This is a genomic window from Paenibacillus sp. F4, assembly GCF_002894905.1.
Taxonomy (GTDB): domain Bacteria; phylum Bacillota; class Bacilli; order Paenibacillales; family Paenibacillaceae; genus Paenibacillus; species Paenibacillus polymyxa_B.
Window position 1 is genome coordinate 124,217 of the sequence record NZ_POVS01000017.1, and the last position, 23,618, is coordinate 147,834.

Genomic DNA, 23,618 nt, shown 5'->3' on the forward strand with positions numbered 1-23,618 from the left:
GGATAACGTGCTGTATGCAGGTTTTTGGAAACGAACTTTGGCTTATATCATCGATAGCCTTATTCTATGGTTTGTATTTTTAATAATTGGATTGATCTGGCTTGTGATTCGAACCTTAGGGGATTGGGTACCGTCTCCGGCAGAAAGCTCTTTGCTCTCAGATGGATCTACTTATATTTTTACAATGAAAACAATAGGACAGACCTTGCTGAATTGGGGAGCTATATGGCTATATTATGCGCTTATGGAATCGTCCAAATGCAAAGCAACGGTGGGCAAGCTGGCTCTCGGTATCGTTGTGGTAGATGAGTTTAACCATAAGCTCAGCTTTGGACGTGCAAGTGCACGCTACTGGAGTAAGCTTCTATCAGTCATCATTTTGTTTGCCGGCTTTATTATGGCAGCCTTTACGGCGAGAAAACAGGCCCTCCACGATCTGATTGCCCGTACCTATGTTGTGGACAAACGCGAGTTGAAGTATATCCTTCGCGAGCAGGCTGGGCGCAGAGTTGGGATGTGACATTTAGGTTGGCACACAGATTCAAAGATTCTGATGAACAGCAGGCTTTAAACAGGAGGAGCAGCAGGATGTACGCTGGTTTTTGGAAAAGATTTTTAGCCCATTTGCTAGATTATACTATTTTATTTGTGACTATTCGTTTGATTGATACGTTGCCGTTTGTGACGATAGGGTTTGTCTCTGCGTTCGTAAAAATGCCGAATTTTTTGGAGTTTGTTTCACACTTAGACGATGTGTCGGTGAGAATTTTGGGAGCTATTATTATTTTTGGCCCTCTTTTATTGGATTGGCTTTACCACACCATCATGGAATCATCAAAATGCAGAGGAACGGTCGGCAAGCTGGCTACGGGGATTGTCGTTGTGGATGAAAATAATGAAAAAATATCTTTCGGACGGGCCAACGCCCGCTACTGGGGTAAGATCATTAGCTTGGTCACTATATTTGTCGGTTACATCATGGTGGCCTTCACAGCGAAGAAGCAGGCGCTGCATGACAAAATCGCTTGTTCCTATGTGGTAAACAAAAAATGGCTCAATTACTCGGAGTATATAAAGCTTAACTCACAGATTCCAGAGGTGACTGTTCCGGCTCCTGCGCCCGGCGTAAATCGGTTGTCCGTTCCCTTGAATAAAGAAGAGCAGTAATGACGTCGCAGAGCGAAGAGAGGAGGAAACCACATGTTAACGCATATCGTTCCGAAGTTTGAGAAGGGCCGTATTCTAAAAACCGAGATGCTGGAGAACCTGCGAGACTACCCACGCAGTTTTCTGGATATCCGGTATCAGGATTTTTCGGATGGCATTATCACCGGAATGAACGTAACTGTCGGGGAGAATACGCTGACCATTGGTAGAGGCATCGTGAAGCACAAGGATAGACTATACCTGCTGGAGCAGGAGCAGGAAGTGCCGTATGCGGCTACAGGCCGGCTATCGGTGCTGAAGTTGCTCTTTTTGGAACAAACAGATCGCCCGGATTTCACAGCCCATCATGCAGATATCGTGCTGGAGGATGAGGCAGAGATCGGTCTGGATAAGATGGAGCTGGGCCGATTCAAGCTCAAAGATGGAGCCGTGCTTCGCTCGGATTATCAGGATTTTGCCGACATGGCAACCGAATTCAATACATGGAGTGATATTCATGCTCCTTTTGCGGGTTTGAAGCAGAGTACATTGCGCCCGAAGACGATGCGCTACTTCGCATCTGAGCTGCTTAAAAGTGGTGCCACAGATCCGATGGATTGTATGTTTGCGCTCATATGCCTGAACTCAGAAGCCGTAGACAGAGAGTCCATTCAGCATTACATCGCTAACCGAAATGGTGCGGAATACAGAGATTATTCTCATGCTCAGTTGCATAGACAGCTAGTTCTTATTCTAGAAGGCGCCGGACGTGGAAAACGAACAGCAGGCCGTTGGCAGGGCAGCGGAGCCGGACGGATGATTGTGGATTAGAAAATCAGGTAGAGGAGTGTGCATTATGAAATATGAGGATGAAAAGATTTTGGATCGGCTCCGTGAGATGGAGAAGCTGAAGAGGCCTAACAATATTTTAGCAGGACCCATAATCATTAACGGTCAATCCTATGTGTTTGAAGAGCGATCTTTTTTTAAGGATCGGCTGAAAATGCATGTCCCCTCTATCTTTACTCCAATGCCCAAGCATTTGCAAAAGATTAAATATCCTCATGAGCAACGTCCAGAAATGATTTTGACGAATGATTTGGGCAGTGTGGATGTTACCCTGAATCGGGTGGACCAGACGCTACAAGATGAATGGGTGGAACAGCTCACTTCTGGCATGAAGGCAATGATGAAAAATATGAATCCTGCCCACGTATTTTATGAAGAAAAAATAGAAGAGGTACATGGTAAGCAGATTGGCTATTTTGACTTTAAAAGTCCTGCGCTAGACCAGCCCATCTACCACAATATGTTCTACTTTGAGCTGGAAGGAAAGACGGTCATGGGAACATTTTGTTGTCCGTATAAGCAGTATTCTGAATGGCGGGATGTCGCCCTGCAGATGATTCGTACCATTCAAACGGTTGACGAGGCAGAAAAGGAGGGATATGAATGAGTAACCCCATTTACACCACAGCAGATGTTCAGGTGGCCCCTTATCAGTTTCAGCGTGTATTAAGTATCCATCTCATTAAACAGTTAAACGAACATGTGAGCTTCTGCATACGTGGAATTGTTTCGGAGGACAAGCTGGATCAATACGTAGAAAAAGCGGATGAAGATGAGCACATCGAAGTCTTCTTAAAAAGTGAAGGCAAGGAGATCCGGTTTTTTCAGGGAATCGTCACGAATATTGCTGTAAAAGCTGTAAACGGAGTACGAGAGCTTACGATTGAGGCTAGCAGTGAAACCTTAATGATGGACATTCGCCCCAAACGTCGTTCATTCCAAAAAACAGCGGAATCATATAACAATCTATTTTCGCATGTTACAAGTTCATATACTGATGCAGAAGTGATTGACGAGGCTTCTCATGGCGCAGCTATCGGTGAATTATTAGTGCAATATAATGAAACGGACTGGGCCTTTGTCAAAAGAATTGCTTCTCGGCTACATGCTGCTTTAATTCCAATTACGATGCAACAAGGACTGAAATATGTGATTGGTGTCCCCCATTCTAGTGCCCCTCAACCGCTGAACGAACATAACTATTCCATAAAAAAAGACTTGAAGGAGCACAAGCTCATGTCCCGTAACGGACTGCCGGAATATGGTGAGTCTAACAGCTTGAGTTATGAAGTGACCAGCAACAAAGTGCTAGAACTGGGCAGTTCCGTCATTTTTCATAAAAGAACGCTTTACATAGCTAGGGCGGAGACGACCACAGAAGGAAATCTGATCGTTAATCGTTACATTTTACGGGATGCACATGGGTTAAAATGCCCGACCGTCTATGCCTATGATCTTTCAGGAGCCTCTCTGTTTGGCAAGGTAATTGATATTTCCAAAGAAAAAGTGAAAATCAAGCTGGAAATTGATCAAGGCTCGACTGCATCCGGGGCTATGTGGTTTCCCTATTCTACGGTTTATTCTTCTCCTGATGGCAGCGGTTGGTATGTTATGCCGGAAGCAGGTGATCAAATTCGTCTGTACTTTCCGGATGAACGGGAGCAGCATGCTTTTGCCGCCAGTTCTGTCGATCTTGCCTCCTCTGATCCCGTTAAAAGAAGTGATCCTGCGGTCAAGAGTATCAGCACCAAATACGGCAAACAAGTCGTTTTCAAGCCTGGTGCAGTAGAAATTATCAACAGTGGGCAAATGCTCATGCGTCTCACGGATGAAGGCGGGATCGAAATTAACAGTAACAAAAAAATAACCCTGTCTGCTCAGGAAGATATCCAAATTACAGGGGGAGCGAAAATTATTATGGAGGGGAAAGAAGGCGTAAGTTTTATTCAATCCGGAGCCAAACTCGACATCATGGATGATGTGAGATTAACCGGGGGTAAGGTGAACATTGAATGAAGCTCATGGATCGGGATGCTGCGTTGCAGGATTTGCTGGAAAAGCACGTATTTACGGAATGGATACATGATTTGGCTCTTATTGAAAACAACTTTCTGACGCGCCAGCAAGCCATTGAAGACGAGCTTATAGCAGCTTTAGAGTCGATATGTCAGCTCGCTACCCTTCAGCACGAGCAAGGTCGTAAGGGGGATATTCGATATATTTATATCTCCTTGCTCAGAACTCGTGTTGTGAAAAATAAAGCGGTTTATCGTATAGATGCCTATGATGAAAATTGGTTTCTGGATGAGACTGAATGCGCTGTGGAATGGTCGGCAGACTTTGTTTTCGAGCCTCTGTTCAATCGCATGACTAAGCTGGAAAAGCTTAAATCAGATTATGCCCGAAAGATCACGACGATGGATATTGAACAAATTCAACAAATTGAGGCGGTCAAATACCATCTGCTCACTGTTGAGTTCTTGAAAAGCCAGATGCCAGTTTTTATCGCTTCCCCTTCGTTAGAAAGGATGCCAAAAGCAAATGTATGCACGATATTTGCTGGAGAATATCGAGATGATAGCGAAATATTGTGCCGTTTTACGCGTAGTGAGAGAGCTGAGATACGAGAGGGGGAATCTTCATGGATTATTTCCTCTTAAAGCAGGATGTGCGGTATACCCATGTTCCTACGTTACAAAAGGTAATGGAAACGATTGATCCGTGGAAGCTGTATGATTTGCAGCCGGAGGATATTGTCAAGCCATTGATGTTTCACGTGAAGGCAGATGCAGAAAGTATTTTTATTGATTATCTAGAAGGTCCCATTCCACTCATTTCAGATGCTTTAAAACGCCTTGTCCAGGCCTATGTGCCGGAGATGCCTATGAAATTAACGATACTTACTCAGATCGAACAGAAGATACAGAAGAATTACTATATTCCTTTTGTGGAGCGACTTGCAGCAGTACATCCAGAAAGCGAATGGAATTTGGATCAAAGTGTGCTTAGAAAGCTGGTATTACAAGCAGATGCTATTCGGAGCCACAAGATTTTTACAATCCAGGAGAGTGCTACCCCGATGATCATCGTCCGTTTGGACGTGGCGGAAAGTATATTGCGGCGTGATTATACCGGGATCGCTTTGGAGCAAGTCCAGGTGAAATAGGGAGGGAAAGGGTACATGTCAGACAATGAGTATTATGTCGTACGGGGGGCCTGTATGCGTTGCACTTGCGGGACCCATCCTCGAAAGATCAATTTGCCGAACAGCCACGGGGCTTTTGTTAATGGTAAACCCATGATGAATGAAGGAGATTATTCTCCTGAAAATGTCCCTCACTTTGGAATTTGTAACAGTCCGGAACAGCCGAGTGCCGAGACCATATATCTGATCGCCGAAGATGGCTCCACAATCTCAGGGAAGCCATGCCTGCCGATGCTGACGGATAAGTGGAAAAACACAAAAGAACAGACAAAGGTGGAAGGCCAGCCAGCCTTGACGACCTCTTCATTTCAGACTTGTTTATATCATGGATTTATCGAATTTCATACGAATGGCCAGCAGGAGGAGTAGCTGGAAGGGAGGTTTGAAAACATGATAGGATATGATCAGATTCGAATAGATTCCCCCTACCCCATTCAGGTCTTAAAGGATGTTCAGATCGAGTGGAAGCCGGGTGAGCATGGGCGTATTACACTCACAGGCATTTGTAGGGAGTCGAGTCATGCCACGGCTGCGCTGGATGCGACCTCAGAGGATCAGCTACATGTGTATGCGCAGAATGGACAAGAGGAAATCAGCTTGTTTAAGGGTGTCGTCCATACGGTAGAAGTTGAGAACCATAATGGAGTGTATACACTTACACTGGAAGGAATCAGTGGATCATTTGAGCTGGATATTGTCAAAAGAAAGCGGTCTTTTCCTGAGGAAAAACAAACATATAAACAGTTAGTGAATAAGCTTGCTCAAGGCTATGAGCAAAGTGATGTCTTGTACCAGACCGGAGAGCAGTCGGTAGGCGAAGCCATTTTACAATATGATGAAACCGACTGGGAGTTTATGAAACGGATGGCGAGCCGTTTACATACAGTGGTGGTCAGCGACATATGGGAGTCCGCATCGCCGAAGCTGTATTTCGGCATGCCTGCTGGCACCCAGCGAACGATTCGGAAGGATACGCCATATACGGCAAGTAAGGATTTAAAAGGCTATCAGCGGGCAGGCGGAACGTCAGCCGGGCTACATGATACCGACTTTTTCAAATACGAGATTGAAAGCGGAGAACGGTATGCTCTTGGAGACGAGGTTCAATTTCGCCAGAAAACAATGGTTGTAACTGAATTGCGAAGCCGCATGGAAAAGGGGCATTTGCTATTCAGTTATGTGTTGGCCCGCGCGGAGGGCATTCGCAGTGATTTCATCCCCAATCCCAAAACAATCGGAATTTCTCTGGAAGGAGAGGTTCTGGCGGTACGGGGAGAGGAAGTAAAGCTGCGGCTGGCGATTGATAAGGATGATGGGGTATCCGAGCCGCATTGGTATCCGTTCGCTCCCCCAACGGGAAGTGCGATGTACAGTATGCCGAAGGTGGGAACACAGGCAAGCCTGTATTTTCCAGATGCGTCTGGTTCCAGAGCAATGATTTTGGGTGCGGTTCGTACAAATGGAGACGGTTGCGCGAAAACGAGTAATCCCAATGATCGATATTTTGGTACGGAGCATGGAAGTGAGCTGAAAATGGCACCGGGTCGCATCCATATCATGGGTGATCCGGGTGGAACATTGCAGATGAGTCTGGACGATGCTACTGGGATTGAAATAACTAGTCCCAAAAAGCTAACGCTAGAAGCAGAGCAGGAAATCATTCTGAATACGCCGAAGAAAATCATTATTGACGGAACCAGCCAGGTCATGGCGTATCAGACGGGAGGAAGCACGGGGCTTTCGGTAGAAAACGAATACCACGTGTTGGGAGGAAACGTCTGGGCGGACGGTAGCGACCGAACTGCATACCCGCCGTTTGATGATGAACCGAAGGAAGGCGAGCCACCTCCACCGCCGCCATCCCCTGAACCGTTTAACTGGGGCAAGCTGGGGATGAATATTTTGGGCGGTTTGGCGGTTGTGGCAGCTGTAGCCGTGGTGGCGGCCGTTACGGTAGCGACGCTTGGAGCGGGTACGGTGGTCATTGCGGCGGTAGCCGGAGGAGCACTGCTTGCAGGCGGCTTGGGCGTAGCGAGTTTGGCGGCATCGGATATCGCCCGAGGGGAAGTGAGCGACTTTAGTGACTATGCCCTGACCGGCTTAAAAGAAGCGGGGATCGGGGCAGTGTCTGGAGCGATCTTTGGTCCACTCGGTGTAGGAGGAACGTTGCTAAGAAAAGCAGCGATCGGTGGTGTGACAAATGCCGCGGAAAATCTGGCGAGTCAGGTGCTAAGTGGTGAGAAGATCAACTGGGGCTCAGTAGCAAAGGACGCAGGACTGGGCTTTGTCACCGTGGGCGTACTGGATTCCAAAGTAGGCAAGGCCATCGGCGGATTCGCGGAAAAGGTAAGCAGCAAAGTTACACCGCAATGGATTAGCAAAGGTGTAGATGCAGTCGGGGCAGGCTTTGGTAAAGCTGTAACCAAACTGGAGCAGACCGGCAGTAAACTGGGTCAGAAGTTCAATGAGCAGCTGAGTAAAATGGCAGACGGCCTCAGCCCCGGGAAGTTGGCCACAGCCAACGGAGCACCAGTTCCGCACGTTAATAAGTTGGACAGCGGACCACTTCCACAGACGGATGTGCAGAAGAATTACAACAAGGTCATGAAGGAAATGGAAGAGAGCGCGGCGAAGAAGGTTGATGGATCTGGCGAATCTAAGAGATTGATTCCGGGAACTCCTGGTAAGGTAACGGGGGGAAGTTCCACGAAGTTAGGTAAGAATATGTTTGAAGAGATGGGGTTACGCAGGTCTACAAAGCGTACTCCTTATCAAGCACAGCATGTTATTCCAGCAGAGTTTAACGAACATCCTGTTATTGAAAAAATAGGAATGGATATGGACCATGCCTCCAATGGTTTTTTCCTTCGCGTTCCAGACAAATTTACAAGTTCAACCTCGAGGCATCAAGGCTATCATTCAGTTTATAGCGATTTTGTAGAGAGTAAACTTAATAAAATAGATATAAACCAAGATATAGCCGCTATTGAAAAGCAAGTATTTGATTTACAACAAAAGTTGAGAAAACTTCAAGAAAAAGGGCTACCACTATATATGACAGATGATTATCTACAAAAAGAATTGAAAAAAATAAAATCCAAAGGTATGGATGATTATTTACTTGACAGAGCTAAAAACAAAGATAAAATTAAGCCTGTTTGGGACAGAGGCGGGGGCGCAACAATAGATTTGTGGGAAAGGTGGTTTGATAAGTTATGAAGTACGGAATACACAGTAATTTAGTTGAAGAGGTTATTCAATTCTCAAATTCTATGATGGATTTTCCAAAAATAGAAAGACCTCAAAATATTGTTACAATTAATCAATATGAAGAGGCGAAAAGACTAGCCATTACTGAAGTTTTCGGTGAAGATGAATATACTTGGTCTGATATAAGACAACTTGAAATGGGAAAAGTTAAGGGAAAGTTGTATAAATTAGATTCTTCCCAAAAACCTAATGGTTTGGATGAATTAACTGAATTAATAGCAGATGGTCTTAGAAGTCAAATAACGGACTCTTATAGTGATTTTTTTGAAAGTGTTGTAGTAGATTTGAGAAATTGCGCAATAAATCGTGCAATAAATGGTGAAATTGAAAATTTTTATGAACAAGTTTTTAGAATCTATAAGGCTGGTGGTTTTCCATGTGGGTGGGATGGTGATTACCCAGACGAAGGAAGACTTATTGCTTATTTTTCTTAAAAACAGTAATGTTTTTCTTTACTTTGTACAATGAAACGAACGTCCAGGATCAGTCAGAAACACTACAGTAACTATAAAGAAACAATCCAACATAAAATTGCTGATAAAAAGGGGATGGTGATTGAGCGCAAATCACCATCTCTTGCAGCTTGAGAAGCACACCAGGACATAAGTAGTTGAGCAGAACTAATTTACATGAACAGATGATCATGGAGACGATAGACCCGTGAATCATCTGTTTTTCGTTTATTTTATCCCTTGTAATACTTTCGGTACACCGCGGGCGTTGTGCCTTCATACTTTTTGAATATTTTTATGAAATACCCCGGCTCATTGAAGCCGAGCTCGCTACTGATCTGAGATACAGGAATATCTGTAGCTTCGAGCAACTGCTTCGCCCATTTCATCTTCAGGCGGGAAAGATAGCTGGAAAAGTTCTCCCCCGTTTCCTTGGCAAACAGCCGACTAAAATAGCTTGGGCTAATGTGGCACAAGTCAGCCATGGCTTTGAGAGAAAAAGTTTCACCCTTGTGCTCAAAAATATATTCGAAGGCGGGTTTTAGTACGGGATTTCCGCACGAAATATCCACATCTCCTGAGGAATTCAGATAGGCATCTGCTAAGAAATTATTCATTTCTTTCTTAAGGTTTTCGATATGCTCCAACGAGTAGCCAGGAAGGATCTCGGACAACTGTGGAGTGGACTGTGTGGCCGACGCCTTCTCGAACATTTCTGCGAGAAGATTTTTGTTCATCGCTTCTTCAACAATATAATTACACAATAAGGATAACATGCTGGAGATCGTCTGAATTTCCTGATAGGTCATGGATGGCAGATCGGCATAGTCGTTCTTAAGTTCCTCCCATTTGGAACTATACAGTTTTTCATTTTTTGACGTGAGGATTTGCTCGAGCTGTAAGGCGCTTGAAGGATCGGCTAAGCGGACCTGACCTGCCATGACAGCGCCGATGTACTTATCGTCAATAATGATCGGTACCGCGATGTCGACGATGTCATAATGACAGAGATAAATATAAGGTTTATTGGAACGCACCGCTTCAAGCCCACCGCGAGAGTCACATTTTTGGCAGTAGGGAAGGAGATTCTCATCCTGGCGAACCTTCTTGCAGAACGATTGGCATTGGCTGTGGCTAGTTACGGGATTCCCTTTATAATCGACGGTGAGAATGGCTAATTTGGTAACGGATGCTAATGAATCCTGCAACTGCTCCCACTTTTTCAAATCAAAGATTTTCTGGATGCTCAAATGTTCACGTATCAAGATTCTCATCCCTTAATGGTAAATTATCTTGTAAGCAATAACAAAAAAGTACAATTCGTGATCTTCAGTGCAAAAAAATACGATTGTAAATTATAATATATTCCTTGATTCCTCCAATGTAAAGTTTACATGGTTCGGTTATAGTCTTAATCAGAACGAAGCCAACACAATCATAAGGAGGAATTATAGATGAGAAAAGCTTTTATCAGCCCAAGCAAATATGTACAAGGTGAAAACGAATTGTTGAATTTGGGTTACTATGTGAGCACCTTCGGCAAATCCGCTTTACTGATTGCGCATCCTGACGATGTGGCGCGGGTAAAAGATAAGCTTGATTCCACTTTGGGTAAATATAACGTAACCTTTATTGAAAGCGGTTTTATGGGTGAGTGTTCCAGACAAGAAGTGTCTAGACTTCAGGAAATTGCTACTGCGAATGGATGCGATTGTATCGTAGGTCTCGGCGGTGGGAAAGCGATCGACGCGGCGAAATGCGTGGCCCAAGGGGAAGTGCTAATCATCTGTCCGACGATTGCTGCGACGGATGCACCGACAAGTCACTCGGCCGTTCTTTACACCCCGGAAGGTGCTTTCGACGATTACGCCTATTTTAAGCAAAGTCCGAATGTCGTATTAGTCGACACTACCGTAATTGCCAATGCACCAACCCGATTCCTCGTATCAGGCATGGGTGATGCACTGTCGACTTACTTTGAAGCCCGTGCGACCTCCCGTTCTTACTCCAGGGTCAATGCCGGACTGCCTAACGGAGTACGCGAAGGACAGTGTGCGCCAGCAATAGGTACGAATGCGGCGATTGCACTTGCAACGCTATGTTATGAAATGCTGTTGAAAGACGGTGCCAAAGCAAAAGCGGCATGTGATGAAAACCAAGTTACGCAAGCACTCGAAAATATAATTGAAACTAATATTTTACTCTCAGGCCTCGGCTTCGAGAGCGGCGGACTTGCGGCGGCCCATGCGATTCATGATGGACTCACGATTTTGGAAGGCACGCATCATTATTATCATGGAGAGAAAGTTGCATTTGGCACGATCGCACAGCTGGTGCTCGAAAACGCACCGACGGAAGAATTACATCAGGTACTTGATTTCTGTTTAGCCGTCGGCTTACCGGTCTGCTTGGCTGATATTGGCGTCGATCATATCAGCCAGGAAGAACTCATGGAAGTAGCCGCAAAGGCCTGCATTCTGGAGGAATCGATTCATTCCATGCCGTTTCCGGTCACAGTGGAGCAGGTTGCAGCGGCAATCGCTGCGGCCGACCGTATCGGGAGCCAGTACAAAGCGGAGGTAAAGTAGCATGAAAAAGGTCATCAACCGTGCGGAAAATTTGGTCCTTGAGATGTGCAGCGGTATTGCGCTCGCTCATCCCGAGCTGGAATTTCTGCCAAAATACAAAGTGCTCAAAAAAAAGGAATTGAACGCGGAGAAAGTAACGCTCATCAGCGGCGGTGGCAGCGGTCATGAGCCCGCCCACGCTGGTTTCGTTGGCAAAGGGATGCTCGATGCCGCGGTCTGCGGTGATGTCTTCGCCTCCCCCTCACAAATTCAAGTATATCAGGCCATCCGAGCGACAACCGGGAAAAAAGGTGCGCTGCTGATTATCAAAAATTACAGCGGCGATATTATGAACTTTAGAAACGGCGCCCATCTGGCCACTGAAGACGGTCTGGAAGTGGACTATGTAAAGGTTGAAGACGACATCGCTGTAGAAGACAGCCTATACACAGTCGGACGGCGCGGGGTGGCGGGAACGGTACTCGTCCATAAAATCGCGGGCGCAGCGGCGGAAGAGGGCTGGAGTCTGGCGGAAGTTAAAGCAGTGGCTGAGAAAGCCGCTGCGAATGTACGCAGTATCGGATTCGCATTGACTTCGTGTACCGTGCCGGCGAAGGGCACGCCAACATTAGAGCTCGGGCATGATGAAATCGAGTATGGCGTCGGCATTCACGGCGAGCCTGGGACCAGCCGCGAGAAGCTGACGGATGCGGATACGCTGGCAGGCAGAATGGTGACCGATCTCCTTCGAGACATGCAGATTGAAACTGGATTTAGCGGAGAAATCGCCCTGTTGATCAATGGTTTCGGCGGTACGCCTCTACAAGAACTGTACCTCTTCAACCATTCGGTCACTCGCGAACTAGCAGCGAAGGGGATCAAGATTGATCGCACTTTTGTCAACAATTATATGACGAGTATCGATATGGCAGGTATCTCGGTTTCCATCATGAAGCTGAACAACGAACTGAAAACGCTCCTTTCTCATGAAAGCAACGCGCCTGCGTTCAAGGTGGCTGGACCTGTTGATCATGTCGCATTCACGGATATTTCAACTGTAACAGACGAAAAGCGGCAAGTATCCTTTGAGGTGGAAACGGACCCTGCCTTCGCAGTTATTGAGAACAACAAAGTTACGTTGAACAATCTTATCTACCTAGTCGATAAGATGAGCGAGGTTATCATCAAGAATGAGGTATCTTTCTGCGATCTTGACTCTCATGCAGGCGACGGCGACTTTGGCATGAGCGTTGCAAAGGGATTTCGTCAGCTGAAACGGGAATGGAGAGACATCCTGAATCAAGATTCTTTGACGTTGGGAGCCTTTCTTCATTCATGCTCGCTCGTCATCATGGAATATTGCGGCGGCGCTTCGGGTCCGATCTGGGGATCAGCATTTCGCGCAGCGGCACGATCTGCGGGTGAACGAACCGAACTCACCGTTTCCGAATTCGCGGATATGATGCAGGCTGCGGTGCAAGGTATACAATCGACAGGCGAACGTTCTTTCGGCAGAGGAGCCGTCGTTGGCGATAAAACGCTTATTGATGCATTAGTGCCATGTGCGGATAGCTGGTTAGAGAGTGCGAAATTAGATTTTGATGTGAAGGCTGCCTTTGTAAGAGGTGCTCAAGCTGCTGTATTAGGGGCCAAAAAGACGGAAGACATCGTAGCGCGCATGGGCCGTGCCGGAACGGTAGGAGAGAGAAGCCTTGGTTATCCAGACGCAGGGGCTTATGCCCTTGGGGTGATTTTTACGGAACTCGCTGAATGTTTGAACTGATTCTTTATATATCCAAATTTACTGTCGCGAACACTTCGTTTAGATATCCATTCTGTAACACTCGCTAATTCTTAAAAATTCAAGGTTTGTTCATTGCAATTGATGTGCATTAGGTTTATAATTTCAGACGGATTCAAAGGGCTTATCCCGGAATCCATGGGAGTTCATCCCATCTGAGCTAGCTTACTGCATGCTCAAATATGAATTAAGCGAGGGATTTACAATGAAAACCTGCTGCACCATCCAAGTTGACGAAGACAGTTTAGTTATTGATTTACCAGAAGAAGGAACCACGCTAGAGTCCCTGCTCGGTGATATTGAGAGCTGTGGAGGTAGTGAAGAACCTTGGCTGCAACTTATTGACAAGGTAATAGGTAACTCATCTGAGACTGTACTGACAGATCAAGCGACGGATGGCGGCGATATGAAGGAAGATCAGACGACCAAAGAACCTCAAGCAACTGCTCAGGGGTAATAGGGAGATCATACGTTAAGACGATATTTGTAACATTATTCGATCACATATAAGATCATTTATAAGACTGCTATACCGAGCTAAGGCATCGGGAAGCAGTCTTTTTTTATTAAACAACTAAAATTCTCCAAATTTTGCAATGGGTAAATGAGTCTTTTGTCCCTTGAGTACTCTACAGTAGCCAACCAAGTGGTACACATCCCAAAAACCGTGACTTCCTGTTCATTTTCTATCATAAAGTCGAAATGTAACATGAAACTAACTATAATAGTAGTAACATCCATATACAGGTAAGTACATCGAATGTTGGACCTGATCCTCTTGTTGTATGAAGGAGGAGGCGAAAGAGCGGAGAACAACGTACTGATAAGTCTCATCTACTTTATAAAAAGGAAGGAATGTGTAAATGATGAATGGGCAATGGATCCTGCCAAGGATCGCAAAAAGAGTAGCGGTGATGCTAACAGCAGTATTACTGTTAACGTTAACGAACGGATTCAACTGGAATACGCAAACAGCAGAGGCTGCTGGGACGACCCCTGTGGAACGTTACGGACAACTTTCAGTAAAGAATGGTAAACTGGTGGATAAAAATGGTAAACATGTACAACTCAAAGGTATTAGCTCTCACGGCGTCCAATGGTTTGGGGATCTGGTCAATCAGGACTCTATGAAATGGTTACGGGACGATTGGGGCATTTCCGTATTTCGGGTTGCGTTGTACACTGAAGAAGATGGTTATATCGCCAATCCTTCATTGAAAAATAAAGTGAAGGAAGCGATTGAGGCAGCACAGAAACTGGGCTTGTACGTCATTATCGACTGGCACATTCTTTCAGATGGCGATCCGAACATTCATAAAAATGAAGCCAAAGCTTTCTTTAATGAATTTTCGACTCAGTACGGCCATTTGCCTAACGTAATCTATGAACTTGCCAATGAGCCGAATGGGAATGTGAACTGGAACAATCAAATCCGACCTTATGCGTCTGAGGTATCTCAGGTTATTCGCGCTAAGGACCCGGACAATATTATTATTGTAGGAACAGGTACATGGAGTCAGGATGTACATGATGCAGCAGACCATCCACTTCCAGACAAGAATACAATGTATACCGTACATTTCTATGCGGGTACGCATGGACAGTACTTGCGCGATCGGGTCGATTATGCGCTGAACAAAGGTGTGGGCATATTTGCTACCGAGTGGGGTACAAGCGATGCTTCGGGTAACGGTGGTCCGTTCCTGAATGAAGCCAAAGTATGGACTGATTTTCTGGCCAGCCGTGGAATCAGTTGGGCAAACTGGTCGTTGGCAGACAAAAATGAGACCTCTGCTGCGCTGTTGCCTGGGGCTGACCGTAAGGGCGGATGGCCTGATTCACAATTGTCCGCTTCCGGCAAATTCGTAAAACAGGCGATTTTGGAAGGCTCCAGCAACAATGGTGGAGGCAGAAACAACGGTGGGAATAATGGCGGAGATGGCAACACTGGCGGTGATAACGGTGGTGGCAACAACGGCGGCGATAACGGCAACGGAGGAAGTACACCAGGCAGTAATGATCAAGGGATTGTGCTACAGTATCGCACCAATGACACGAACGCCAAGGATAACGCAATCCGTCCTGAATTTAATATCAAAAATACAGGGAAAACAGCTGTGAAGTTGAGTGATCTAAAAATTCGCTACTATTACACAGATGAAAGCAAACAAGCTCAGCAGTTTTTTGTGGACTGGGCTAGGGTTGGCAATGAAAAGGTTCAAGCAACTTTTGTAACATTGCCAAATCCGAAGGCCAAGGCTGATAAATATGTGGAGATTTCTTTCACAGATGGATCGGGAACGATCCAGCCCGGCGGGGAAAGTGGAGAAATTCAACCCCGTATTCATGCTGCAAATTGGAGCAATTTTGATGAGACCAACGATTACTCCTATGGTGCTACCCAAACAGCATTCGCAGACTGGGACCATGGCACTGTATATCAGCAGGGTAAGCTGGTTTGGGGCATAGAACCTTAGAATCCAACCGTAACTAACTTTATCGGAACGAGTAAAGATATGGGACTTTTGGGTGCAATCTTTCCGAGCTTTGGAGTATACAGTATGCGCCTTTGGTATATGGGGACTGGAACTTTAGGAGGGAACGACTGACACTTTAGTTTCGGTGTATGTACTACCAAAGTACCATATGATATTCGACTTTTGTGGTGCTTGAATTACTTCCATAGTGCAGAGGATTTGGTTCCAATGGACCCTCTCTACGACAAACCCCCGCTGTTGCCATTATAGGCAGGCGGGGGTTTTAATGTTTCTGAAGCTCAGCCTCCGTTCAACCGCGTTTATACCAAATCAAAAGCTTTGGCCAGCAGACGGTAGGACTGAACACGTTTATCAAAGTCATGAATAGAAGAAACGACCAACAACTCATCGGTACGATACTGCTCAGCCAGTCTTAGTAGCTGTTCCTTACACTGTTCAGGGGTACCAACAACACGCCATGCTGCGGACTGACGTAGCCGCTCACGATCAAACTCCGTGTACGGATAGGACATTGCTGTTTTTACCGACGGAAGAGAACTCATTTCTTTACCCTGCATGAGCAAAAGGAAATACAAACTAGCACTGGACGCCAGCTGCTCAGCTTCCTCTTCGGTTTCAGCGCAGGCCACCGTAACTGCCGCCATGGAATGGGGCTTACCACCCAGGATCGAAGGCTGGAATTGCTCGTGGTAACGTGCGGTAGCTTCTACGCCACCTGGAGTACCGAAAAATTGGGCAAAGGCATAGGAGGCACCCATCATCGCGGCCAATCTGGCGCTCTCTCCGCTGGAGCCAAGCAACCATAATTCAGGAACGGTCGATATCATCGGGGAAGCATGAAGACCGGCAAACCGATGATTGTCAGGCACCGAATCATGGAAGTAGTCGATTAAATCGAGAATCTGCTGTGGATATTGTTCGACAGATTGGTACTTGCCTTCCTGCAGGGCGCGAGTAGCTAGCGGTAAACCACCGGGAGCACGCCCTATTCCCAGGTCGATGCGTCCTGGATGGAGCGCCTCCAGCAAGCGGAAGTTTTCGGCGACTTTATACGCGCTGTAGTGTGGCAGCATAATACCGCCTGAACCCACACGAATGCGTGATGTGTGAGCAGCCAAATGCGCAATCAGCACCTCAGGGCTGGAGTGCGCTAGTGTTTTGGACGCATGATGTTCGGATACCCAATAACGGCTATATCCCAGTTGATCAGCTTCACGCGCTAAATCTGTTGTATTGGATAATGCATCCTGAGCAGTACCGCCTTCAGGAATATGAGACTGGTCCAGTATACCCAGTTTAAGCATTTATAATCACCTCTTACACAACTGTATCAGACACAACTCATTAGGTCAAAACTCAAAAATGGATAGGTTGGAGTTTGGGGACCTTTTCGTTATAATAAAGGATGTGTAAAGGATGAGAGAACATCCTTGCTTATGGAGAGGGGATTAAATTTGTGTTAAGAACACCTTTGGGGCGTGTCCGACTCATGCTCTGGATTCAAGCTATAGCTTATTTGGCGATACTATTCACCCACCAGCCCCTGCAAGCTGCGGGCATGACCCAGGCGGTTATGGTGATTGGTAACATATACCGGGTGAGCTTTTTGTTGCTCCTCGTTGCTTTAATCTATGGAAAAACAGCACTGCACTGGTCTATACGGCGGCCTCTTTTTATTATGTTTGCCTCCTTCATCCCGTTTGGTCTGATGATTATGGATTTTGTTTGGGTGCGAAAATGGACAGGGGATTCGGCAGCAGAACAGCGAGCTGCATCGTAATCTTAGAAGATTTGTTTCGTGTGAGTTGTCGAGGAGTTTGTCGGGCGTAAGCGGGACTGGCCCCGATGCAGTAGAAAAGAACATTACGCAGTTTGATGCGTGGTGTTCCTTTTTTGTGCACCGGAGGAATTATGAAAAATGCTGAACTAAAAATTCTGCCGTTTTGCGTCTTTGAAAGCCTTCAACCCAATGTCCGGTAAACGGATAAATTTCAATCGTTTTCGGTGATTCAATACGGTTATAAGCGGCGAAAATCGTCTCTGGCATACACACCGTATCCTTGAACCCTACCGATACCATGATCGGGGTACGAATGCGATGAGCCAGATTCATCACGTCAAAATAACTTAATGTATGTAGTACCTGCTCCAAATGCTCTGGAAATCGGTTGGCGAATTCAGCTGCTTCCGTCAGTGAACTGGTAGAATTCATCATACCAAAATCCATATGACACATATTGGGGATATCCGCTACCGTAATGGCAGCTTTATCGCTGAGCGCAGCCACCATTAATGAAAGTCCGCCGCCCTGACTGGCGCCACTGATTGCGATTTTAGCCGAATCGACATCTGACTGCTCCGCTACCCAATCTACGGCTCTAAGGGCATCGGTTGTAATCGTTTTGTAGTAGCAGGTATCCTTGTCCAATATTCCTTTCGTTACCCAGCCTTTAATCGTACCATGAGGATCACCCAGACGGTTTCCCGTTTCTCCTCCCTGACCACGCACATCTACCGCCAATACTGCAAAGCCAAGCATGAGCCAGGAGGAATAATCTTCAGGATAGCCTTTTCCGCCTGTATAGCCATGAAACAGAACGATACACGGCAGTTTTTGATCTCCGGCAAATCGGGGGCGTACATACCAGGCATGCAGAGGCGTATCATCGACACCCTCAAAAGTAACCCGGTAGGCAAGGATATGAGGATATGGTGTTTCTACGGGAGCTTTGAACGCACGTACAGGTTTGGTGTGGACTTCTTCCAATGTTTTGGCCCAGAATAAATCTATATCCTTCGGGGCGGTAAGATCAGGCCGATATTGCTTCAATTCGGCAATTCTTTTTTCAATAACATTCATAATTAAAATTCTCCTTCATATAGAATGAACTTCTCCTTAAGCTTTACCCGGTAAAGTTGACTCCTCCAGCTCTCTCAGCAGTTCAAATGCTCTTTCATTAGTTGTTCCACACGTATCCTCATCAGCATGGAATCCACTGCATACAACTGGGCGCTCAGGTTTGCCAAACAATCGGCAACGGTAATCGGAAGTTAGCTGAGGGCAAGGAACACCAGCTGGTTTTCCATCTGGCATGCCGGGAATAGGGGAAGAAATCGTAATGGCAATACAGCACGCGGCACATCCTACTCGACACTCCAGTTGGGGTCACTCCTTAAAATCTGTTATTTTTGTAACTTATGCATGAAGTGACATTAATGAAGCCATAATGTGAGGATGGCACAAAAAAAGCAGGAATACAAGGATAAACGCATATGAGACACACTTTTCACTCAAGGGGTATAAATAGTCGTAGAGGCACGTAAGATGGTATCAAGTCCCTAAATCAGTGTTCCGTTCTGTGGTAATATTAACCAATTGTCTTTTGTGTGTTCAAAAGGAGTTCGAGTGGTTAATAATAGAACACAACGATAAAAACTTAAACGAGGTGACGCAAAATGAGTTGGTTATGGGCATTGATTGTTGGTGGTATTATTGGTTGGTTGGCAGGAATTATTGCAGGTCGTGATGTTCCGGGTGGCGTGATAGGTAACATCATCGCTGGTTTTATCGGCGCATGGTTGGGTAGCTTGATTCTGGGAAACTGGGGTCCAGAAATCGGATCGTTCTACATCGTTCCTGCATTAATTGGTGCGATTGTGCTGGTCGTGATTGTAAGCTTGATCTTCCGTTCCGTTGGACGGAGTAGAGGCTAACTTTACGAATCATTGAATAGACTAGTCCCTATGAGGATTAGGACTAAAATGAAAAAAGCTGCTTCCGCAAGGTTCGAAAATGAACCTGTGGGAGCAGCTTTTTTTGAGGAAAAATTACGAATTTTTCCTATTGAAACCGCCTGATATGAGGAACACTTAGAACGCCCAGCACGATACACATGCCGATGGTTGCAAACATGCCAATTGTGAACATACCACCAAGCTTATCTGCCACAGCACCTACTGCCAGATAGCCGACAGGGAGCAGGGCAAAGGAAAACATTAGATCCAGACTAGCTACACGTCCAAAAGACTCGGCTGGGACTAATTCCTGAAGGCTTGTCTCCCAGATAATCGCAAATATCATAATGCCAAATCCTTCGAGCATCATGCTCATAATCAGTCCTGGCATCCAGGTGACTACAGACAACAGTAGTAAAGCAAGACCGCTGACAAAAGCTCCTAAGTAAGCGAGCAGACCGCGATGCTTCCAATGCTTGCGTGATCCATACACAAAGGCCCCCAGCATGGCGCCAATGCCGCTACTTGCCATCGCAATGCCGTATACGACTGGACTGTAGCCATGATGAACCTTGAACAGCCACGGAATGAGTACAGCGATAATGCCTGAATAACAAATATTAATGAAGGAAAAGGCAAGAATCGTAATCCATAGCCAGGGGTGGCTTTTGAGAATGGTAAAGCCTGCGATAAAATCCTTGAGAAAATGCTGTCCACCCTGATCTAGCTGTTCTGGATCTACCTGACCTTTGCCGATGATGGAGGCCAAATGAGCGCTCAGCATCCAAAAGCAGGCAAAAGATATCAGATAAGCGATAGAATCCAGTCCAAAGCCGACACCCGGTGAGGAAAAAGATACAATGAAGCCTCCTAACGGAGGGCCAAGTAGACGGACGGCTTGTATACTGATCTGACTAAGCGCGTTGGCTGCATTACGTATGTCCGGTGTGAACACCTGTGCACGTAAGGCAGAATAAGCAGGATTAAAGATACCGTCCATCAATCCGTACAACGCTAGGCCAACGAATAGTAGCGGCAATTTCATCCCGCCTGTAAACATCAGCACCGCCGCAATGAACATCAGCCCAAACCGGGCGATATTCGTAAACAGAAGGAGACGGATTCGGTCAATTCTGTCCACGATCATTCCTGCGAAAGGCAGAATAAGTACGTTAGGCAGCATATAAACAGTCATCGCCAGTCCCATGATAGTAGTCGAGCCTGTTAGGGAATAGATAACCAGTGGCAAAATGACTGTGGTGACTGAGCTCCCCAACATTGCGATCCAATGTCCAAGCCACAACAGGGTGAACGCTTTGGATTGTTTTAAAGGTGAAGTGAAGGTAGCCCAAGCCGAGTGACTTCCTTCAGGTGAAGTAGAGGATAAGGTTGAATTTTGGGTATCCATGATCACACTCCGGTAATATTTAACTGCATATTAAAACCTATTATACGAAATCTCTAACGTAAGGGTACAGAAAAAGTTGTGAGGGGAGCTGTAATGAATAGCCTGCCAATGAAAGAGTCAACCTAGAATAACTATAGGCTGAAAAGATATATAACTTACCTTTTGCATAGGGATTATTGGATAAAAGCATTGACGCGTGAAAATGAATGATGTACTATTCAATGACCAGCCGTGTGCTAGGTTATCAAGAAAAAGGGAAAGAGTGTGGATACCATGAAAAAATTTAGTTTTTTGCCGATTGTACTCATCGTGATGGCATTGCTGGTTTCGGCCTGCGGTAACAACGATAAAGGCGCCAGTACCAATAATGCATCTACCGGAGAAAACGGATCTAATAATGGAAAAGCAGATACCACTGCTACAGCTACTCTTGAATCTGTAAAAGCAAGCGGCAAGCTAAGAATTGGCACGGAAGGCACCTATGCTCCGTTTACCTACCATGATGCCGCAGGTAAACTGACAGGCTTCGATGTCGATATTGCAACTGAAGTGAGCAAACGCCTAGGGGTACAACCGGAGTTTATCGAGACGCAATGGGACGGTATATTCGCAGGGTTGAACTCCAAGCGGTTTGACACGGTGTTCAATGAAGTATCCATTACAGATGAGCGCAAGCAAAAATATGATTTTTCCGATCCGTACATTGTCTCCAAGGCAGTTCTGATCGTAAGCGAAGACAATACAGACATCCAGAAATTTGCTGATCTAAAAGGGAAAAAGGCTGGGCAATCCCTGACCAGTAACCTGACTCAAATCGCGAAAAGCAACGGCGCAGAAATTGTGGCAACAGAGGGATTCAACCAAGCCATTGACCTCCTGACTTCCAAGCGGGTGGATGCGACCGTCAATGATGGATTATCCTATCTCGATCTGAAAAAGCAAAAGCCTGACGCACCAATCAAAAAGGTGGACGAATCTTCAGATGCTTCACACAGCGCAGCTGTATTCAATAAGGGCAGCGAAGATTTGATCAAGGAAGTAAACAAAGCGCTGGCTGATATGAAGGCTGACGGTACGTACCTGAAAATTTCTGAGAAATATTTTGGAGCTGACGTATCTAAATAATAAATGAAGACCAAACGTTCGCCAAGTCGAACCGAATCTTCTCAAACCTATCTTTTCAAAGGATGTCTGTACAATGGATGATCGCCAAATACAAATCATTATCGATTCATTATTGCCTCTGCTAAAAGCAGGGGTTTCTTTTACGATTCCGCTCACGCTTATCTCCTTTGCTCTTGGACTCGTGCTGGCGCTGATTACAGCGTTGGCCCGGCTGTCCAAATGGAGAATACTCAAGCTGATTTTCGGCTTCTATGTATGGGTGATTCGAGGAACTCCTTTGCTGGTGCAATTGTATATTATTTTCTATGGTTTACCTTCCGTAGGTATTACACTGGACCCGTTTATTGCTTCAGTGATCGGCTTTACCCTCAGCGTAGGGGCTTATAGCTCTGAAATTATGCGTGCGGCTATCATATCCATTCAGGAAGGCCAATGGGAGGCGGGGTACTCCCTGGGGATGACGCGCTGGCAAGTATTGCGTCGTATCGTGCTCCCGCAAGCATCCCGTGTGTCCGTACCTCCGTTGGCTAATTCATTCATCAGCTTGGTGAAGGATACCTCACTGGCTGCGACCATCACCTATGTGGAAATGTTCAGAACGGCTAACCAGATTGTAGCTACCACATACGAACCGCTGTTGGTGTATACCGAGGCGGGGGTTATTTACCTGTTATTTAGCACCATATTGACTGTGCTGCAAAATTACCTGGAGAAGCGACTAGGCCGTTTTTCCGTCAGATAAAGGAGATTGTACCGGTGATCCAAATTCGGAATATACACAAATCGTTCGGCTCGCTGGAAGTGCTTAAGGGTGTTGACGTGACGTTGGGTAAGGGGAAAGTGCTTGTTATCATCGGTCCTTCCGGTTCTGGTAAAACAACGCTTTTACGCTGCTTGAATTTGCTGGAGGTTCCTGACCAAGGAGAGATCCAAGTAGGGGATATTGCACTGAATTTTGCGAAAGGAACGAAGCTCCGGCAAGAAAACATTTTGGCACTGCGCAAGCGGACAGGGATGGTATTTCAATCCTACAATCTCTTCCCGCATATGACAGCAGTACAAAATGTGATGGAGGGACAAGTCACAGTTCAGAAAAAGAGCAAGGACGAGGCGCGCAAACGTGCATTGGAATTGCTTAAAAAAGTGGGGTTGGCTGATAAAGCGGAATCCTATCCGCATCAGTTATCGGGAGGACAGCAGCAACGTGTCGGTATTGCCCGGGCAATGGCGGTCGAACCTGAGGTACTATTGTTCGACGAACCGACTTCTGCGCTTGATCCTGAGTTAGTAGGCGAGGTGCTCAAGGTCATGAAGCAACTGGCTGCTGAAGGGATGACCATGGTTATTGTCACCCATGAAATGAAATTTGCAGCCGAGGTCGCGGACCATGTGATTTTGATGGATCAGGGTGTAATCGTTGAGCAGGGTACGCCGCATGAGGTTCTGGAGCAGCCCACCAGTCCACGGGCTATTCAGTTTTTGAATCGTCTGAGCGGGGAAGCGGAATAAAGGGAATTACAGTATTTATTAAAATAAGCGTTTAGACTGAATAAAAAGGCAGC

At 46.1% G+C, this 23,618-nt stretch carries 24 protein-coding genes; 19 read left to right on the top strand and 5 right to left on the bottom strand.

Annotated elements, in window-relative coordinates; genetic code table 11:
* The first annotated feature begins 7 nt into the window (after positions 1–7).
* The 10 genes from C1T21_RS19200 to C1T21_RS19245 all read left to right on the top strand — a co-directional run bounded on the left by C1T21_RS19200 (position 8) and on the right by C1T21_RS19245 (position 8,904).
* On the top strand, positions 8–520 hold the full coding sequence (locus tag C1T21_RS19200; protein WP_103049683.1) for an RDD family protein: 513 nt from the start codon (positions 8–10) through the stop codon (positions 518–520).
* A gap of 68 nt (positions 521–588) precedes the next feature.
* Positions 589–1,167: an RDD family protein gene (locus C1T21_RS19205; protein WP_103049364.1), complete on the top strand. Its 579-nt coding sequence runs from the start codon at positions 589–591 to the stop codon at positions 1,165–1,167.
* A 33-nt stretch (positions 1,168–1,200) separates the two neighbouring features.
* Positions 1,201–1,977 carry a DNA and RNA helicase gene (locus C1T21_RS19210; protein ID WP_103049365.1) on the top strand — a complete coding sequence of 259 codons (777 nt, stop codon included), beginning with the start codon at positions 1,201–1,203 and terminating at the stop codon, positions 1,975–1,977.
* Positions 1,978–2,002: 25 nt separating this feature from the next.
* A complete protein-coding gene (locus tag C1T21_RS19215) occupies positions 2,003–2,602 on the top strand; it encodes a hypothetical protein (RefSeq protein WP_103049366.1) in 600 nt (199 codons plus the stop codon).
* Positions 2,599–4,011, top strand: a complete 1,413-nt coding sequence (locus C1T21_RS19220) for a phage tail protein (protein WP_103049367.1) — start codon at positions 2,599–2,601, stop codon at positions 4,009–4,011. Before C1T21_RS19215 ends, C1T21_RS19220 begins: the two co-directional genes overlap by 4 nt.
* Positions 4,008–4,655, top strand: a complete 648-nt coding sequence (locus C1T21_RS19225; protein WP_103049368.1) for a hypothetical protein — start codon at positions 4,008–4,010, stop codon at positions 4,653–4,655. The genes C1T21_RS19220 and C1T21_RS19225 overlap by 4 nt, the downstream gene beginning before the upstream one ends.
* Positions 4,637–5,161, top strand: coding sequence for a hypothetical protein (locus C1T21_RS19230; RefSeq protein WP_103049369.1), 525 nt, complete (start codon positions 4,637–4,639; stop codon positions 5,159–5,161). The genes C1T21_RS19225 and C1T21_RS19230 overlap by 19 nt, the downstream gene beginning before the upstream one ends.
* A 15-nt stretch (positions 5,162–5,176) precedes the next feature.
* Entirely contained in the window at positions 5,177–5,569 is a 393-nt protein-coding gene (locus C1T21_RS19235) for a DUF4280 domain-containing protein (RefSeq protein ID WP_023989844.1), read from the top strand.
* Positions 5,570–5,590: 21 nt separating this feature from the next.
* Positions 5,591–8,419 carry an AHH domain-containing protein gene (locus tag C1T21_RS19240; RefSeq protein WP_103049370.1) on the top strand — a complete coding sequence of 943 codons (2,829 nt, stop codon included), beginning with the start codon at positions 5,591–5,593 and terminating at the stop codon, positions 8,417–8,419.
* A complete protein-coding gene (locus tag C1T21_RS19245; RefSeq protein WP_103049371.1) occupies positions 8,416–8,904 on the top strand; it encodes a hypothetical protein in 489 nt (162 codons plus the stop codon). Before C1T21_RS19240 ends, C1T21_RS19245 begins: the two co-directional genes overlap by 4 nt.
* Before the next feature lie 251 nt (positions 8,905–9,155).
* Here C1T21_RS19245 and C1T21_RS19250 read toward each other — a convergent pair whose 3' ends face one another.
* On the bottom strand, positions 9,156–10,187 hold the full coding sequence (locus tag C1T21_RS19250) for a PocR ligand-binding domain-containing protein (RefSeq protein ID WP_103049372.1): 1,032 nt from the start codon (positions 10,185–10,187) through the stop codon (positions 9,156–9,158).
* A 189-nt stretch (positions 10,188–10,376) separates the two neighbouring features.
* Here C1T21_RS19250 and C1T21_RS19255 point away from each other — a divergent pair, with 189 nt between their 5' ends.
* From C1T21_RS19255 to C1T21_RS19275, 4 genes are all read left to right on the top strand, one after another.
* A complete protein-coding gene (locus tag C1T21_RS19255) occupies positions 10,377–11,510 on the top strand; it encodes a glycerol dehydrogenase (RefSeq protein ID WP_103049373.1) in 1,134 nt (377 codons plus the stop codon).
* Between the two features lies 1 nt (position 11,511).
* Positions 11,512–13,272, top strand: a complete 1,761-nt coding sequence (gene dhaK / locus C1T21_RS19260; protein ID WP_103049374.1) for a dihydroxyacetone kinase subunit DhaK — start codon at positions 11,512–11,514, stop codon at positions 13,270–13,272.
* Between the two features lie 223 nt (positions 13,273–13,495).
* Positions 13,496–13,747: a hypothetical protein gene (locus tag C1T21_RS19265; protein ID WP_025723818.1), complete on the top strand. Its 252-nt coding sequence runs from the start codon at positions 13,496–13,498 to the stop codon at positions 13,745–13,747.
* A 406-nt stretch (positions 13,748–14,153) separates the two neighbouring features.
* Positions 14,154–15,767: a cellulase family glycosylhydrolase gene (locus C1T21_RS19275; protein WP_103049376.1), complete on the top strand. Its 1,614-nt coding sequence runs from the start codon at positions 14,154–14,156 to the stop codon at positions 15,765–15,767.
* 320 nt (positions 15,768–16,087) lie between these two features.
* On the opposite strand, the gene C1T21_RS19280 is transcribed toward C1T21_RS19275, so the two are convergent.
* Complete coding sequence (locus tag C1T21_RS19280) at positions 16,088–17,092, bottom strand: LLM class flavin-dependent oxidoreductase (RefSeq protein ID WP_103049377.1); 1,005 nt, start codon at positions 17,090–17,092, stop codon at positions 16,088–16,090.
* A gap of 152 nt (positions 17,093–17,244) precedes the next feature.
* Here C1T21_RS19280 and C1T21_RS19285 point away from each other — a divergent pair, with 152 nt between their 5' ends.
* Positions 17,245–17,568, top strand: a complete 324-nt coding sequence (locus tag C1T21_RS19285; protein ID WP_025723814.1) for a DUF3817 domain-containing protein — start codon at positions 17,245–17,247, stop codon at positions 17,566–17,568.
* A gap of 129 nt (positions 17,569–17,697) precedes the next feature.
* Here C1T21_RS19285 and C1T21_RS19290 read toward each other — a convergent pair whose 3' ends face one another.
* On the bottom strand, positions 17,698–18,648 hold the full coding sequence (locus C1T21_RS19290; RefSeq protein WP_103049378.1) for an acetylxylan esterase: 951 nt from the start codon (positions 18,646–18,648) through the stop codon (positions 17,698–17,700).
* A 36-nt stretch (positions 18,649–18,684) separates the two neighbouring features.
* A complete protein-coding gene (locus tag C1T21_RS28110; RefSeq protein ID WP_190299610.1) occupies positions 18,685–18,948 on the bottom strand; it encodes a YkgJ family cysteine cluster protein in 264 nt (87 codons plus the stop codon).
* Between the two features lie 296 nt (positions 18,949–19,244).
* Here C1T21_RS28110 and C1T21_RS19300 point away from each other — a divergent pair, with 296 nt between their 5' ends.
* Positions 19,245–19,502 (top strand): GlsB/YeaQ/YmgE family stress response membrane protein, encoded by a 258-nt coding sequence (locus tag C1T21_RS19300; RefSeq protein ID WP_023989828.1) that lies wholly within the window; start codon positions 19,245–19,247, stop codon positions 19,500–19,502.
* 127 nt (positions 19,503–19,629) lie between these two features.
* Here the strand turns inward: C1T21_RS19300 and C1T21_RS19305 are convergent, their stop codons facing one another.
* Positions 19,630–20,931 (bottom strand): MFS transporter, encoded by a 1,302-nt coding sequence (locus C1T21_RS19305; protein ID WP_103049380.1) that lies wholly within the window; start codon positions 20,929–20,931, stop codon positions 19,630–19,632.
* A gap of 273 nt (positions 20,932–21,204) precedes the next feature.
* Here C1T21_RS19305 and C1T21_RS19310 point away from each other — a divergent pair, with 273 nt between their 5' ends.
* The 3 genes from C1T21_RS19310 to C1T21_RS19320 all read left to right on the top strand — a co-directional run bounded on the left by C1T21_RS19310 (position 21,205) and on the right by C1T21_RS19320 (position 23,565).
* The gene (locus C1T21_RS19310) at positions 21,205–22,056 is read left to right on the top strand and encodes an amino acid ABC transporter substrate-binding protein (protein ID WP_103049381.1); all 852 of its coding nucleotides are present in this window, start codon (positions 21,205–21,207) and stop codon (positions 22,054–22,056) included.
* A 73-nt stretch (positions 22,057–22,129) separates the two neighbouring features.
* Positions 22,130–22,798, top strand: a complete 669-nt coding sequence (locus C1T21_RS19315) for an amino acid ABC transporter permease (RefSeq protein WP_023989825.1) — start codon at positions 22,130–22,132, stop codon at positions 22,796–22,798.
* Positions 22,799–22,812: 14 nt separating this feature from the next.
* Positions 22,813–23,565: an amino acid ABC transporter ATP-binding protein gene (locus C1T21_RS19320; protein WP_103049382.1), complete on the top strand. Its 753-nt coding sequence runs from the start codon at positions 22,813–22,815 to the stop codon at positions 23,563–23,565.
* The last annotated feature ends 53 nt before the right edge of the window (positions 23,566–23,618 follow it).

Excerpts from the sequence above, each read along its gene's own strand:
- C1T21_RS19235 (WP_023989844.1), top strand. The coding sequence starts at position 5,177 with ATGTCAGACAATGAGTATTATGTCGTACGGGGGGCCTGTATGCGTTGC.
- C1T21_RS19265 (WP_025723818.1), top strand. The coding sequence starts at position 13,496 with ATGAAAACCTGCTGCACCATCCAAGTTGACGAAGACAGTTTAGTTATT.
- C1T21_RS19300 (WP_023989828.1), top strand. The coding sequence starts at position 19,245 with ATGAGTTGGTTATGGGCATTGATTGTTGGTGGTATTATTGGTTGGTTG.
- C1T21_RS19290 (WP_103049378.1), bottom strand. The coding sequence starts at position 18,648 with ATGAATGTTATTGAAAAAAGAATTGCCGAATTGAAGCAATATCGGCCT.
- C1T21_RS19310 (WP_103049381.1), top strand. The coding sequence starts at position 21,205 with ATGAAAAAATTTAGTTTTTTGCCGATTGTACTCATCGTGATGGCATTG.
- C1T21_RS19210 (WP_103049365.1), top strand. The coding sequence starts at position 1,201 with ATGTTAACGCATATCGTTCCGAAGTTTGAGAAGGGCCGTATTCTAAAA.
- C1T21_RS19245 (WP_103049371.1), top strand. The coding sequence starts at position 8,416 with ATGAAGTACGGAATACACAGTAATTTAGTTGAAGAGGTTATTCAATTC.
- C1T21_RS19240 (WP_103049370.1), top strand. The coding sequence starts at position 5,591 with ATGATAGGATATGATCAGATTCGAATAGATTCCCCCTACCCCATTCAG.
- C1T21_RS19205 (WP_103049364.1), top strand. The coding sequence starts at position 589 with ATGTACGCTGGTTTTTGGAAAAGATTTTTAGCCCATTTGCTAGATTAT.
- C1T21_RS19255 (WP_103049373.1), top strand. The coding sequence starts at position 10,377 with ATGAGAAAAGCTTTTATCAGCCCAAGCAAATATGTACAAGGTGAAAAC.
- C1T21_RS19220 (WP_103049367.1), top strand. The coding sequence starts at position 2,599 with ATGAGTAACCCCATTTACACCACAGCAGATGTTCAGGTGGCCCCTTAT.
- C1T21_RS19275 (WP_103049376.1), top strand. The coding sequence starts at position 14,154 with ATGATGAATGGGCAATGGATCCTGCCAAGGATCGCAAAAAGAGTAGCG.
- C1T21_RS19315 (WP_023989825.1), top strand. The coding sequence starts at position 22,130 with ATGGATGATCGCCAAATACAAATCATTATCGATTCATTATTGCCTCTG.
- C1T21_RS19305 (WP_103049380.1), bottom strand. The coding sequence starts at position 20,931 with ATGGATACCCAAAATTCAACCTTATCCTCTACTTCACCTGAAGGAAGT.
- C1T21_RS19230 (WP_103049369.1), top strand. The coding sequence starts at position 4,637 with ATGGATTATTTCCTCTTAAAGCAGGATGTGCGGTATACCCATGTTCCT.
- C1T21_RS19215 (WP_103049366.1), top strand. The coding sequence starts at position 2,003 with ATGAAATATGAGGATGAAAAGATTTTGGATCGGCTCCGTGAGATGGAG.
- dhaK (WP_103049374.1), top strand. The coding sequence starts at position 11,512 with ATGAAAAAGGTCATCAACCGTGCGGAAAATTTGGTCCTTGAGATGTGC.
- C1T21_RS19280 (WP_103049377.1), bottom strand. The coding sequence starts at position 17,092 with ATGCTTAAACTGGGTATACTGGACCAGTCTCATATTCCTGAAGGCGGT.
- C1T21_RS19225 (WP_103049368.1), top strand. The coding sequence starts at position 4,008 with ATGAAGCTCATGGATCGGGATGCTGCGTTGCAGGATTTGCTGGAAAAG.